The organism is Stenotrophomonas sp. CASM106, from assembly GCF_049384825.1.
Lineage (GTDB): Bacteria > Pseudomonadota > Gammaproteobacteria > Xanthomonadales > Xanthomonadaceae > Stenotrophomonas > Stenotrophomonas muris.
This window is the reverse complement of record NZ_JBMRFS010000002.1, coordinates 262,661-275,627: the sequence shown is the minus strand read 5'-3', so window position 1 is coordinate 275,627 and position 12,967 is coordinate 262,661. Positions and strand designations below refer to the sequence as shown.

Annotated in this window: 16 protein-coding genes and 1 pseudogene; 12 read left to right on the top strand and 5 right to left on the bottom strand. The window is 67.8% G+C overall.

What is annotated here, in order from left to right; genetic code table 11:
* Positions 1–16: 16 nt before the first annotated feature.
* Positions 17–97: pseudogene (locus tag VG556_RS05050) on the top strand (enolase); the annotation flags it as partial.
* Positions 98–169: 72 nt separating this feature from the next.
* Here VG556_RS05050 and VG556_RS05045 read toward each other — a convergent pair.
* Complete coding sequence (locus VG556_RS05045; protein ID WP_041863160.1) at positions 170–616, bottom strand: copper chaperone PCu(A)C; 447 nt, start codon at positions 614–616, stop codon at positions 170–172.
* A gap of 34 nt (positions 617–650) precedes the next feature.
* On the opposite strand from VG556_RS05045, the gene VG556_RS05040 reads away from it, so the two are divergent.
* The 4 genes from VG556_RS05040 (at position 651) to VG556_RS05025 (ending at position 4,344) form a co-directional block, all read left to right on the top strand.
* Entirely contained in the window at positions 651–1,427 is a 777-nt protein-coding gene (locus tag VG556_RS05040; RefSeq protein ID WP_014646368.1) for an enoyl-CoA hydratase/isomerase family protein, read from the top strand.
* A gap of 87 nt (positions 1,428–1,514) precedes the next feature.
* On the top strand, positions 1,515–2,435 hold the full coding sequence (gene tesB, locus VG556_RS05035) for an acyl-CoA thioesterase II (RefSeq protein ID WP_005408551.1): 921 nt from the start codon (positions 1,515–1,517) through the stop codon (positions 2,433–2,435).
* A gap of 4 nt (positions 2,436–2,439) precedes the next feature.
* A complete protein-coding gene (locus VG556_RS05030; protein WP_100449616.1) occupies positions 2,440–2,949 on the top strand; it encodes a pathogenicity-like protein in 510 nt (169 codons plus the stop codon).
* Positions 2,950–3,126: 177 nt separating this feature from the next.
* Positions 3,127–4,344 (top strand): RNA polymerase sigma factor, encoded by a 1,218-nt coding sequence (locus tag VG556_RS05025; protein ID WP_423179980.1) that lies wholly within the window; start codon positions 3,127–3,129, stop codon positions 4,342–4,344.
* A gap of 52 nt (positions 4,345–4,396) precedes the next feature.
* Here the strand turns inward: VG556_RS05025 and VG556_RS05020 are convergent, their stop codons facing one another.
* Entirely contained in the window at positions 4,397–4,957 is a 561-nt protein-coding gene (locus VG556_RS05020; RefSeq protein WP_100449615.1) for an EF-hand domain-containing protein, read from the bottom strand.
* Positions 4,958–5,113: 156 nt separating this feature from the next.
* Between VG556_RS05020 and VG556_RS05015 the strand changes: the two genes are divergently transcribed.
* Positions 5,114–5,869, top strand: coding sequence for an arginyltransferase (locus VG556_RS05015; RefSeq protein WP_100449614.1), 756 nt, complete (start codon positions 5,114–5,116; stop codon positions 5,867–5,869).
* Positions 5,870–5,907: 38 nt separating this feature from the next.
* Positions 5,908–7,122 carry an endonuclease/exonuclease/phosphatase family protein gene (locus tag VG556_RS05010; protein WP_100449613.1) on the top strand — a complete coding sequence of 405 codons (1,215 nt, stop codon included), beginning with the start codon at positions 5,908–5,910 and terminating at the stop codon, positions 7,120–7,122.
* 83 nt (positions 7,123–7,205) lie between these two features.
* Here VG556_RS05010 and purT read toward each other — a convergent pair whose 3' ends face one another.
* Positions 7,206–8,393: a formate-dependent phosphoribosylglycinamide formyltransferase gene (gene purT / locus VG556_RS05005; RefSeq protein ID WP_014646362.1), complete on the bottom strand. Its 1,188-nt coding sequence runs from the start codon at positions 8,391–8,393 to the stop codon at positions 7,206–7,208.
* Between the two features lie 137 nt (positions 8,394–8,530).
* Between purT and VG556_RS05000 the strand changes: the two genes are divergently transcribed.
* From VG556_RS05000 to VG556_RS04980, 5 genes are read left to right on the top strand one after another with little or no spacing between them, the layout of a single operon-like run.
* Positions 8,531–9,412, top strand: coding sequence for an SPFH domain-containing protein (locus VG556_RS05000; RefSeq protein WP_014646361.1), 882 nt, complete (start codon positions 8,531–8,533; stop codon positions 9,410–9,412).
* A 45-nt stretch (positions 9,413–9,457) separates the two neighbouring features.
* Positions 9,458–9,637, top strand: coding sequence for a hypothetical protein (locus tag VG556_RS04995; RefSeq protein ID WP_014646360.1), 180 nt, complete (start codon positions 9,458–9,460; stop codon positions 9,635–9,637).
* Positions 9,634–9,813 (top strand): DUF4177 domain-containing protein, encoded by a 180-nt coding sequence (locus VG556_RS04990; RefSeq protein WP_014646359.1) that lies wholly within the window; start codon positions 9,634–9,636, stop codon positions 9,811–9,813. Before VG556_RS04995 ends, VG556_RS04990 begins: the two co-directional genes overlap by 4 nt.
* A gap of 3 nt (positions 9,814–9,816) precedes the next feature.
* The gene (locus tag VG556_RS04985) at positions 9,817–10,410 is read left to right on the top strand and encodes a PH domain-containing protein (RefSeq protein WP_014646358.1); all 594 of its coding nucleotides are present in this window, start codon (positions 9,817–9,819) and stop codon (positions 10,408–10,410) included.
* Positions 10,411–10,419: 9 nt separating this feature from the next.
* The gene (locus VG556_RS04980; protein WP_049406427.1) at positions 10,420–11,229 is read left to right on the top strand and encodes a M15 family metallopeptidase; all 810 of its coding nucleotides are present in this window, start codon (positions 10,420–10,422) and stop codon (positions 11,227–11,229) included.
* Positions 11,230–11,383: 154 nt separating this feature from the next.
* On the opposite strand, the gene VG556_RS04975 is transcribed toward VG556_RS04980, so the two are convergent.
* Both VG556_RS04975 and VG556_RS04970 read right to left on the bottom strand, forming a co-directional pair.
* Positions 11,384–11,755, bottom strand: coding sequence for a DUF423 domain-containing protein (locus tag VG556_RS04975; protein ID WP_014646356.1), 372 nt, complete (start codon positions 11,753–11,755; stop codon positions 11,384–11,386).
* Between the two features lie 104 nt (positions 11,756–11,859).
* Entirely contained in the window at positions 11,860–12,933 is a 1,074-nt protein-coding gene (locus tag VG556_RS04970) for an SRPBCC family protein (protein WP_014646355.1), read from the bottom strand.
* Positions 12,934–12,967: the final 34 nt, after the last annotated feature.

Sequence of the window (12,967 nt, the reverse complement as noted above, 5' to 3'; positions counted from 1 at the left end):
GTACTACACGATCCTCTGCGCCACCGGCGCCGACGCGGTCGAGGTGCTGTACGAGCCGGAAAGCCGCACCGTGCTGTTCTCGTACGACTGGTCGTAAGGCCCTGCGGTAGTGGCGGCCGCTGGCCGGCATTGCCCGTGCTGCCGGCCAGCGGCCGGCACGACCATCCCGCTACGGCGCAGCCTTGCGTACGGCCAGCGTCGCACTTGCTTCGCCGCCGCCTTCCAGCTGCAGCCGTAGCGGCACCGCCTGCCCCTCCTTCAGCGCGCCCTTGCCCTGCATCAGCATCAGGTGCAGGCCACCGGGCTTGAGCTCGGCACGTGCACCCGGCGCCAGCGGCAGGCGCTCGATCGCGCGCATCCGGCTGACCCCATCCGTGATCGTGGTTTCGTGCAGCGACACATCATTGAAGCTGCTGCTGGTCGCGCCGGTGATCACCACCGCCTTGCCGCAGCCGTTGTGGATGACGCCGTAGCCAGCGGTCATCGGCATTGCCGGATTCGGTGGCAACCGCGCCCAGCCCTGATCCACCGTGACGCAGCCCGATTCCGCCGCCGAGGCCGATGCTGCGGCCGCACACAGAAGCCACAGTACGCCAACGAATGGTTTGGTTATCATCGCCCAGGTTCCTTCTTCGCAACGAGACCGCAGCATGACGACGCTCATCGAGGTGATCAACCATGGCCCCATCCGCGAACTGCGCCTGGCGCGGCCGCCGGTCAACGCACTGGACACCGACCTGTGCCGGCAGTTGATCCATGCCATCGAGCTGGCCATGGCCGAAGACGCGCACGGCATCGTGCTGTCGGGCAGCGAGCGCATCTTCACCGGCGGCATGGACGTGCCGCACCTGCTCTCGCATGGCGATGACAAGCACAAGCTGCTGGACACCTGGAACGCCTTCTTTGGCGCCGTACGCACGCTGGCCGAGAGCCGCATCCCGGTGGTCGCGGCGATCACCGGCCACGCCCCGGCGGGCGGCTGCGTGCTGGCCCTGTGCTGCGACTACCGGGTGATGGCCCGCAGCGCCGATCCGTCGCGGCCATATGCCATCGGCCTGAACGAGGTGCAGGTGGGCCTGATCGCGCCGGAGGGCATCCAGCGCCTGCTGCGCCGTGCGGTGGGCGTGCACCGCGCCGGCGTGCTGCTGACCACCGGTTCACTGGTACCGGCCGAACAGGCGGTGCAGATCGGCCTGGTGGATGAGCTGGCAGAGGGGGACCTGGTGGTGGCACGCGCGATTGCCTGGCTGCAGGACCTGCTCAGGCAGCCGCGCCAGCCGATGCTGCTGACCCGCGCCATCGCCCGCGCCGACCTGCACGTGGCGCTGCAGCCGGACCTGATCCAGCTCGACCGCTTCGTCGAGGCCTGGTTCGCCCCGGACGCACAGAACGCCCTGCAGGCGCTGGTAGCCCGGCTGGGCAAATAGCGGTTGCCCCGCCCGGGGTCAGATCCCTTTCGCCGGGCGAAAGGGATCTGACCCCTGACCGGTATAATCAGGCCCTCTTTCACTGCTGTGGCCGCCCCCTTGAACGACACGCCCGAACCCGTCGTCTCCGAGCTGATAGACCTGCTCACGCTGGAGCGGCTGGAGGACAACCTGTTCCGCGGGCAGAGCCGCGACATCGGCACCAAGTACGTGTTCGGCGGGCAGGTGCTGGGCCAGGCGCTGGCCGCGGCACAGGCCACGGTCGACAACGGCCGCCACGTGCACTCGCTGCACGCCTATTTCCTGCGCGCCGGCAACATCGACCACCCGATCGTCTACGACGTGGACCGTACCCGCGACGGCGGCAGCTTCTCGGTGCGCCGGGTCACCGCGATCCAGCACGGCAAGGTGATCTTCTTCTGCGCGGCATCGTTCCAGCAGGCCGAGACCGGCGCCGAACACCAGCACAAGATGCCCGAAGTGCCGCAGCCGGAAGACATCGAACCGAACCGGCCGCTGCCGGCCGAAGTGCTGGAGCGGCTGCCGATCAAGGTGCAGCGCTGGCTGTCGCGCGGCGGCCCGTTCGAATTCCGCCACGTCTACCCGCGCGACGAACTGAACCCGCCCAAGCGCCCGCCCTACCACCAGGTGTGGCTGCGCCTGAGCGAGCCGGTCGGCGATGCTCCGGAACTGCACCAGGCCCTGCTGGCCTATGCCTCGGACTTCCACCTGCTGGGCACGGCGACGTTCCCGCACGGCATCAGCTACTACCACCCGCACGTGCAGATGGCCTCGCTCGACCACGCGATCTGGTTCCACCGCCCGTTCCGTGCCGACGACTGGCTGCTGTACTCGCTGGACAGCCCCAGCGCGCAGGATTCGCGCGGCCTGGCCCGCGGCCAGTTCTTCACCCGCAATGGTGTGCTGGTGGCCAGCACCGCGCAGGAGGGCCTGATCCGCGTGGTTCCCGACCAGGCTGCCGCGGCCGCCGTGCCGGCCAAGGAGTAAACCCATGCGCCAGATCTTCAGCAGCCAGCGCGTGGAAACCGTCGAAGGCGTGGCCGAGCTCCTGCGCGGGCATGGCATCGACGTCAAGGTGACCAACGGGCGCTCGTACAAGACCCGTCGCCGCGGCCAGTTCAGCTATACCGACCTCGGCAACGCCAACGCCTACCCGGCGGTATGGATCGTGCGCGCCGACGACCAGCCGCGTGCACGCGAGATCCTGCGTGAGGCGCGCCTGCTCGACACCACCCGCCGCGACCATCCGACCGCCGAGTTCGCCTTCCGCGACACGCCGGAACAGGGCAGCGGCGGCCGCAGCTGGGCCTGGCGCATCCGCATCGCCCTGCTGGTGGTGATCGCCGGCGTGGCGCTGGTGATCGGCCTGCGCCATCGCGGTGCCCCGGCCCCGGCAGCACCGGCCCCTGCCCCGCAGGCCCAGCCGCAGCAGGCGCAACCGGCCCCGCAGGCCGCACCGGAAGAGGATGAAGTCCGGGTCCGCATCCAGCCATCGAAATAACCCACGGGTCGTACCCGCCGCTGGCCGGCAACTGCAAAAAGGGGACGGAGGGGATTAAGTCGTTTGTGGCACAAACGACTTAATCCCCTCCGTCCCTTTTTTGTCAGCACAGAAAGTCGGTCACATTGGGCGCGCGGCTCCGTCATGGGACACAATCCCAGCAGGAGAGCCGCCGCCATGACGACGTTCGCCGCATCGATCGACCAGACCCTGGAACGCGAACTGCCCGCCGCCGCCAGCGGTTGCCAGCACGCCTACGGCCGTATCGTGCTGGCCTGCCAGAACACGGTCACCGCCATCGCCCTGGCCATCACCCGCGACCGCCAGGCCAGCGAGGACATCGCCCAGGAGGCCTTCGTGAAGGGCTGGCAGCAGCTGCACCAGCTGCGCAGCGCGACCAGCTTCCTGCCGTGGCTGCGGCAGATCACCCGCAACCTGGCCCGCGACTGGCTGCGTGCGCAACGCGGCCGGCCGCTGACCGGCGAGGCCGCGGAGGTGGCGATGGGCATGGCCGCCGACCCGGCCCCAGGTGCGGCCGATCGCCTGCAGCGGGTGGAAGAGGAGATCGCCGCCGAGGACATCATCTCCGCCCTGCCCGCCGACAGCCGCGAAGTCCTGTTGCTGTACTACCGCGAAGGACAGCGCTCGCAACAGGTCGCCGACCTGCTCGGGCTCAGCGATGCGGCCGTGCGCAAGCGCCTGTCGCGTGCACGTGCCCTGGTGCGCGAAGGCCTGCTGCAGCGCTTCGGCGAATTCGCGCGCAGTAGTGCACCAAGCGCCGCATTCGCCACCGCCGTGGTGTCGATGGTGCTGGTGGCCGCACCCGGCACCGCCAGTGCCGCGATCCTGATCGGCACCGGCGTCGGCGTCGGTGGCAGCAAGCTCGGTCTCGGCGGCGCCAGCGTTGCCGGAGGCACCGCGATGGGATCGTTGACCGCCACCCTGGGCCAGCTGCATGTGCTGCCGGCCGAAAGCTGGGGGGTGGTGATCGGGGGCGTGGTGGGTGGCGCGATCGGCAGCTACCTCGGCGGGCGCTTCCTGATGTCGTACACCGAAACTGCGGCAGAGCGGGCCGATGTGCGCCGCTTCCTCTACCTCAACATCACCACCGGCATGTTCTGGTGCCTGGCGATCCTGCTGGCTGTGGTGCTGCAGGCACCGGTCTGGACGCAGCTGACGGTGCTGGCGGTCGGGTTGGGCGTGGTCAACTACCAGTGCCTGGTGACGCTGCAGCGGGTGATGGCGCCGATGATCGCGCGCGATTCGGCGCGGCGCGGGCGAACCGGCATCAACTGGAAGTTCGAATCGATGTACGGCCGCACCGCCATCATCGCCATGAACCTGATGGTCATTGCGCTTGTGGCGTACTCGCTGATGCGCAGCGGCCGCCTGTAACGGACAACGCCGGCAGTGCCGCCGGCGTTGTCGTCATTCACTGCATTGACCCTCAGCGCGGCGGCTTCGGTGCGCCGCCGTCGCGCGGACCGCCATGGCGCGGGCCACCATGCATCGGGCCCTTGGCCGCATCAAACTCGGCCTTGCTCAGCTGGCCGTCCTTGTTGGTGTCGGCGGCGGCGAACCAGGCATCACGATGCTGCTTCATGCGCAGCTCGCGGTCGGCCTTGTCCAGGTAGCCGTCCTTGTTCAGATCAAGCTGGTCAAAACGCGCGGCCAGGCGCGGATCGGCCTTGGCTTCCTCGCGGCTGATGCGGCCATCCTTGTTGACGTCCAGCGCGGCCCAGCGCTCACCGCCGTGGTCACGACGGCCATGCTGCCAGCGCGGCAGCTCGTCGCGCGAGAGCTTGCCGTCCTTGTTCTTGTCCAGCTCGTCGAACTTCGCGGCCAGGCGCGGGTTGGCGGCCGCCTCGCTGCGGTCGATCACGCCGTCACCGTTGGTGTCCAGCTTGGCCGGGCGCGGTGCCGGCGTGGCCGGGGTGTCGGCCGCCAGCGCGATACCGGATGCGGAGGTGCCGAGCAGCAGGGCCAGCAGCAGGGGGGTACGGATCATGAGGTCACTCCTGGGGATGGGAACAGCGTCGGGGTGATCACTTCACCCTCGGGGGACAACAACGCCCGGGCGCGACGTCGGTTGACGCTACTGCCGATTCCATTCATCCGGCGGACAGTCGCCGCCACTGCGACAACCTGGGGCTATGCTGTGCCCATGGCGATACATGGCGACAGAGACGACGAACTGCGACTTTTCCAGACCGGCGAGCACCCCTGCGGGTACTGGTCGGACCGGGTGGCACGCGACCTGGTGCTGGACCCGAACGACCGCCGCCTCGGCGCGCTCTATCCACTGGCACTGAGCTGGGGCTTCCGCCGCAGCGGCGACCTGGTCTACCGGCCGCATTGCGCGCACTGCCAGGCCTGCGTGGCGGTGCGCATACCGGTGGCCCGCTTCGCCCCGGACCGCAGCCAGCGCCGCTGTGCCACCCGCAATGACGACCTGGAGGTGCGGATCACCGCCGCCACCGCCCGCGATGACCTGTTCGCGCTGTACCACCGCTACCTCACCCACCGCCATGCCAACGGCGGCATGGACGACCACGGCCCGCACGAGTTCGAGCAGTTCCTGATCGGCAGCTGGTCGCACACCCGCTTCATGGAGATGCGCCTTCCCGGCCACGACGGCCAGCCCAGCCAGCTGTTGGGGGTAGCGGTGACCGACGTCACCGAGCACGGCCTGTCGGCGGTCTACACCTTCTTCGACCCGGACCACGCCACGCGCGGGCTGGGCACCTTCGCGATCCTGCAGCAGATCGAGTGGGCGCGCCGCGAGGGCCTGCCGCACGTGTATCTGGGCTACTGGATCCGCGGCCACCAGAAGATGGACTACAAGCGCCGCTTCCATCCGCTGGAAGCCTACGATGGCCGCCGCTGGCACGATTTCGACAAGGATCTGGACGGGCGCTGACAAACCGCTGACACCGGGCCGGGTGCACAATACGGCCCATGAACATGACCCGCCGCCATCCCCTGATCCTCGCCCTGGCCCTGCTCTGCGGCGCCACCGCCCCTGCCTTCGCCACGTCCCCTGCGATGACCGAAAACCCGTCCGCTGCGCTGCGCCTGGCCACCTACAACACCTCGCTGTACTCCGATGACGCCGGTGGCCTGATCAAGGAGCTGGAAGGCGACAGCGAACACGCGCGCAAGATCGCCGCAGTGCTGCAGCAGGTGCGCCCGGACCTGGTGCTGCTGAACGAATTCGACTTCGACGACGCCCATCGCGCCGCCGACCTGTTCCAGAAGCGCTACCTGGAGGTCGCCCAGCCCGGCGGCGGCAAGCCGCTGCACTTCGCCTACCGCTATCTGGCACCGGTCAACACCGGCGTGCCCAGCGGCCTGGACCTGGACAACAACGGTGTGGTCGGTGGCGAAGGCCGCAGCCGCGGCAACGATGCCTGGGGCTACGGCCTGCACCCGGGCCAGTACGGCATGCTGGTGCTGTCGCGCTACCCGATCGACGAAGCCAGGGTGCGCAGCTTCCAGCTACTGAAGTGGAGCGCGATGCCCGGCGCGATCCGCCCGGTCGACCCACGTACCGGCCAGAGCTTCTACAACGACCATGTGTGGTCGCAGCTGCGCCTGTCGTCGAAGTCGCATTGGGACGTGCCGGTGAAGACCCCGGCCGGCGTGGTGCACGCGCTGGTGTCGCACCCGACCCCGCCGGTGTTCGACGGCCCGGAAAAGCGCAACGCGGCGCGCAACCATGACGAACTGCGCCTGTGGCAGGAATACCTGTCCAAGGGTGACAAGCCATGGCTGTGCGACGACAAGGGTCAGTGCGGCGGCCTGGCGCAGGACGCGCGCTTCGTGATCCTCGGCGACCTCAACAACGACCCGGTCGATGGCGATGGCCGCCATGAGGCGATCGTCGAACTGATCGAGAACGCCCGCGTGCTGCGCTACCCCACCCCACGCAGCGTCGGTGGCGAGCAGACCAGCCTGGCCTATGCGGCCAAGGGCATCGAGCGCAAGGGCGCACCGTTCCATGCCACCGGCGATTTCGGCCCGAAGTCCGGCACGATGCGCCTGGACTACGTACTGCCCTCGACCGGTTTCGAGTACGTCGGCAGCGGCATCTTCTGGCCGGCCAATGAAAGCCCGGAAGCGAAGATCGCCGACGGCAGCGACCACCACCTGGTGTGGGTGGACGTGCGGTAGAGTCGACGGCCCTGAAAAGGGGACGGAGGGGATTAAGTCGTTTGTGGCACAAACGACTTAATCCCCTCCGTCCCCTTTTTGCTTTACGGGCGCAGTTCGACGCCGATGGCGTCGGCGGCATCTCGCGCGATGGCGCGCGCCTCGTCGATGGTTTCCGCGCGCGCCAGGGTGACACCGACGCGGCGATGGCCATGCACGCTCGGCTTGCCGAACAGGCGTACGGCAGTATCCGGCACCTGCAATGCAGCGGCGACGTTGTTGAAGTACGGCACGCCCTCGCCGTGTGCCAACAGCGCGCACGACGCCGACGGGCCGCTCTGGCGGATCACCGGGATCGGCAGGCCGAGGATGGCGCGCGCATGCAGCGCGAACTCGCTCAACTCCTGCGATACCAGCGTCACCAGGCCGGTGTCGTGCGGGCGCGGCGACACTTCGCTGAACCACACTTCGTCGCCCTTCACGAACAGCTCCACGCCGAACAGGCCCCAGCCGCCGAGGTCATCGGTGATCGCGCGCGAAATCTCTTCGGCACGCGCCAGTGCCGCGCTCGACATCGGCTGCGGCTGCCAGCTTTCGCGGTAGTCGCCATCCTTCTGCAGATGGCCGATCGGCGCACAGAACGAGGTGCCACCGGCATGGCGCACGGTCAGCAGGGTGATCTCGTAATCGAAATCGATGAAGCCTTCGACGATGCAGCGACCGGCACCGGCGCGGCCACCGGTCTGCGCGTAGTCCCAGGCCGGGGCGATGTCCGCCTCGCTGCGCAGGGTGCTCTGGCCCTTGCCCGAGGACGACATCACCGGCTTGACAACGCACGGCAGGCCGATGGCGGCGACGGCAGCACGGTATTCGGCCTCGGTATCGACGAAGCGGTACGGCGAGGTCGGCAGGCCCAGGGTTTCGGCGGCCAGGCGACGGATGCCTTCGCGATCCATGGTCAGGCGTGCGGCGCGCGCGGTCGGGATCACCCGCAGGCCCTGCTCCTGTTCCAGCTGGACCAGGGTCTCGGTGTGGATGGCCTCGATTTCCGGCACCACCAGGTGCGGCTGCTCCTGGGCGATCAGCGCCCGCAGCGCCATCGCATCGAGCATGTCGATCACGTGCGAGCGGTGCGCGACCTGCATGGCCGGGGCGTCGGCATAGCGATCGGCGGCGATCACCTCCACGCCCAGCCGCTGCAGCTCGATGGCCACCTCCTTGCCGAGTTCGCCCGAGCCCAGCAGCAGCACGCGGGTGGCGGAGGGGGACAACGGCGTTCCAAGCTTGGCCATGGCGGTTCCAGCAGCGATGTGAAGGCGGGAGGGCATTCTAGCTGGCCGGGCACCCTGACCATGGCATCCGACGAACGGTAGTGGACAGGTGATATCACTTTGATATCTTAAATTTGAACCCTCAAGGACGTACCGCCATGAAAGAGAAGTCGCTGTCTTCCCTCAACGGCCTCGGCACGCTGGTCGGCGCCCTGCTCGTCGGCCTCGCCGGCGCCGCCCTGTTCGTGGTGGGCGTGGCAGCCAAGGCCAGCACCGGCTCGCCCAGCCTGCTGCTGATGCTGCTGGGCGCCCTGCTGGTGGCGCTGGGCGTGTTCATCCTGGCCGGTCTGTACACCATCCAGCCCAACCAGGCGGCGGTCCTTAGCCTGTTCGGCAAGTACGTGGGCACGGTGAAGGACAACGGCCTGCGCTGGAACAACCCCTTCTTTGCCAAGCGCCGGGTCAGCCAGCGCGTGCGCAACTTCGAGAGCGGCAAGCTGAAGGTCAACGAGCTGGACGGCAGCCCGATCGAGATCGCCGCGGTGATCGTCTGGCAGGTGGTCGACGCCTCCGAGGCCGTCTACAACGTGGACGACTACGAGAGCTTCGTACACATCCAGTCCGAATCTGCGCTGCGTGCGATGGCCACCAGCTATCCCTACGACCAGCACGAAGACGGCCAGCTGGCCCTGCGCAGCCATGCCAGCGAGATCTCCCAGCACCTGAAGAACGAGCTGGCCGAACGCCTGGCCGACGCCGGCGTGCAGGTGATCGACGCACGCATCAGCCACTTGGCCTACGCCGCCGAAATCGCCCAGGCGATGCTGCAGCGTCAGCAGGCCAACGCGGTGATCGCCGCACGCACGCGCATCGTGGCCGGTGCGGTGGGCATGGTTGAAATGGCCCTGGCCGAACTGCAGAAGAACGGCGTGGTGCAGCTGGATGAAGAACGCAAGGCGCACATGGTCAGCAACCTGCTGACCGTGCTGTGCTCGGACCGCGGTACCCAGCCGATCGTCAACGCCGGTTCGCTGTACTGAACCACCCTCGCAACGGGGTGCCCCACCACCCCGCCAGGAGCTTGCATGAGTGAGAAGAAAGCCTACCCGCTGCGCATCAATGCCGACGTCCTGGCCGCCGCGCAACGCTGGGCTGACGACGAGCTGCGCAGCCTCAACGCACAGATCGAATACGTGCTGCGCGACGCCCTGCGCAAGGCAGGACGCCTGCCGAAACCCACGCCATCTTCGGGGGACAAGGAATGAGCAAGCGCTGGAGCTACCAGACGATCGAGGTCAAGACGTCCATGATGGGCCAGCTCAAGGCCGAGGACATCCAGAGCGAACTGAGCCGCCAGGGCCAACTGGGCTGGGAGCTGGTCAACATCATCATCCCCGCACCGATGCGCCCGGCGATGCTGGTATTCAAGAAGGAGGCCTGAGCCATGGGTGCCAGCGATCCAAAGCAGTACGAGGTGGCCGAGAGTTCGCCGTTGCGCGTGCTGTGGATCGTGCTGCCCCTGCTCGCCGCCTTCGTGGCCTGCCTGTATGCGCAGCTGTACAAGGCACCGGCCACGGCGCCCTGGATCGAAGTAACGCTGTCGCCGCCCTGGTTCCGGATGGGCGGCAGTGCCGCCTGGAGCCTGCTGGTGATCGCCGCGCTCGGTATCGGGTTGGGCGCGGCGTTCTTCCGCCGCCGGGTGGAACTGGCCGACGACGTGCTGGACGTGCGCTCGACGATGTACCGCCGCCGCGTTCCGGTGGCACAGCTGCGGCTGGACCAGGCCGAGGTGGTCGACCTGCAGCGTGACCGCCGCTATGGCATTCGTTTCAAGACCAATGGCTATGCGATGCCGGGCTTCTATTCCGGCCACTTCCGCCTGCAGGGCGGCGGCAAGGGGTTCGCGCTGGTCACCGACCGCACGCGCGTTCTCGCCCTGCCGGTCAGCGATGGCAGCACGCTGCTGCTCAGCCTGGAGCGGCCGCAGGTGCTGCTGGACGCACTGCGCAAGGTGGCCGCACCGGCGCCTCGGCGGTAAGCTGCGGCGATGCAACGACGCGCCCCCCTGCTGATCAATACCGAGGCCATCGAGCTGTGGCCCGCCCACCTGCTGCGCGCACGAAGCAACCTGGATGCCCGCCTGCTGTCGCAGGCACAGTGGGTGCTGCGACGCAAGCGCGATGGCCGCTATCTGGCGGCGGTAACGACGCATGGCGTGCATTCGCTGGTGCCACGCCTGCCGCGCGAGCCCGGGGCCGAGGACGCACTGGCGCTGCTCGATGCAGCGGCGGCACGTCCGTTCGGCGCTGCGCTGCAGGAACAGTGGCTGCCGCTGGCCGGGCTGCAGCAACGCCTGCAGCAACTGGGCCTGGATGCACAGCGCTATGCCGACGACAGCGGCCTTCCGCTGGAGCCCGAACCGTGCCTGCTGCATTTTGCCGGCCGCGACCGCTTCGGCCGGCCGCTATGGCTGCGCCGTAGCGCCGCGCAGGGCTGGCGACGGATGCGACTGCAGGCGGCACGGGATGGCATTGCGCTGGACGCGATCTCCGGCTTCCGCAGCCATGCCTACCAGCTGGGCATCTTCGAGCGGAAGCTGGCACGTGGGTTGAGCGTGACGGAGATCCTGAAGGTCAATGCAGCGCCGGGGTTCAGCGAACACCACAGCGGCCATGCGCTGGACATCGGCACACCGGGCGATGCCCCGGCCGAGGAATCATTTGAAGCCACCGACGCGTTCGCCTGGCTGCAGGTGCATGCGGGCGGGCATGGCTTCCATCTGAGCTACCCACGCGACAACCCGCACGGCATCGTCTACGAACCCTGGCACTGGTGCTGGAGGCCGGCCAACGGCTGAGCCCCTCGTGGCGCCCGCACGCGGAATGGAACGAGAGAGCGAAGCCAAAAGCGGGCCGCTTCGCTCGAAGCCGAGCATGGCTCGGCTCTACAGCAGCTGCCGCGCAACGCCCCCATGTAGTGCCGAGCCATGCTCGGCTGTACCCGGATTGCCGTCACCGCCTCAACGCATTGATCGCCAGCACCACCCAGCCGGCCATCATGCTGGTGCCACCGATCGGCGCCATCCGCGTCGGCCACTGCCACAGCGCCCCGCCCACCAGGCTGCCTGAAAACAACAGCACACCCAGCAGCAGCACGTACAGCGCCAGGTGTGCGATCGCCCCGTGCGCGCGCGGCCCGAGTGCCACCAGTACCGCACCATGCGCGAACGCGTACAGCGCCGCCATGTTCAGGTGCTGCTGCGCCAGCGGATCGGCCACGCCATGCGAGGCGTAGGCGGACAGGCCGATCGAGGCGGCGGCCAGCAGCGCCCCCAGGCAGGCCAGCAGGGACGGCTTACGTGCACGACGTTCGAGATTGAACATGGGGGCTCCTTGCGCAGCGCCCCTTGCCGGGCGCCGGATCAAAAAAAACGCGCCGCAATGAGCGGCGCGTTTTCGTGTCCAACACTACATGGGTCAGCCGGGGCTTACTTGACGGCCCAGTAGATGTCGTAGGTCGCTTCCGGAGTGAACGACTTGTCGATGCCGTCCTTCCAGGTTTCGTACGGGCGGTCGATGACTTCGTTGCCCGAAGTCACGGCCCAGGCACGCAGGCCGTTGCGGGCCACGTCCAGACCCGCCATGTGGCCAGTGTAGGCCGCATGCGCCGAACGGTGCGGAGCAACGTGCACGTACTTGACCGGAGCGCCGCCGTCGATCTTGACGGTCAGCTCGTCGGCAGCAGCACCTTCAGCACCCTTCTTCTTCACCGGCTGGGCGATGTCGAAGGCGTACTTCTCCTGGCCGAAGTCGGTGGTGATGATGCGGAACGGGCCGGCGGCTTCAAGGCCATTGGCCTCCATCACGCGCTTGATCCACTCCTGGTTGTCCTTGATGGACTTGGTGATGGTGTCCTGACCGCGGTCCACGTTGCCGGCGTTGACCACCAGCAGGTTCTCGGCCGGCACTTCAACGATGGCCAGGTCGGTCAGCGGGGCTTCCGGCGTGCGGTAGTCCACGTTCGGCACGGTTGCGAGCATGTTGGCGATGCGCGACAGGCCCAGCTTGATGTCGTCGCCGATCTGGCGGCTGACATACAGGCCGGCGTAACGGCCGAACAGGTCGAAGCCGTACTTCACCGAGTAGTCCTGGGTGATCTTGACGTTGCGACCGCCCTTGCCGGTCGGCTCCAGGTTGAAGGTGGTGACCTTGTCGTGACCCTTGGTGGCGTCTTCGATGGCGATCACAACACGCTTGTTCTCTTCGGCTTCGGTGATCTTCCAGGAACCGGTGCCCAGGTCCTTGGAGGTGAAGTCGAGGGTGGCACCGGTACCGGAGGCCGGGCCGGACAGCTTCAGTTCAACGGCGGGATCGCGCAGTACCAGCGGGTTCCAGTCCTTGAAGCGGCGCAGGCTGCTGACCGTGTCGTACACGATCGTCATCTTGCGGTTGGTCTCGATGCTTTCGGTGATGTGACGCTCGCCCGGCAGACATACGCCAATGATGACGAACAGGCCAGCCACGATCCCCAAGGCGATCAGGAACTCGATAATACGGGTCATTCAGAGAGTCTCCGGGGCCGATCCCACGGCCGGG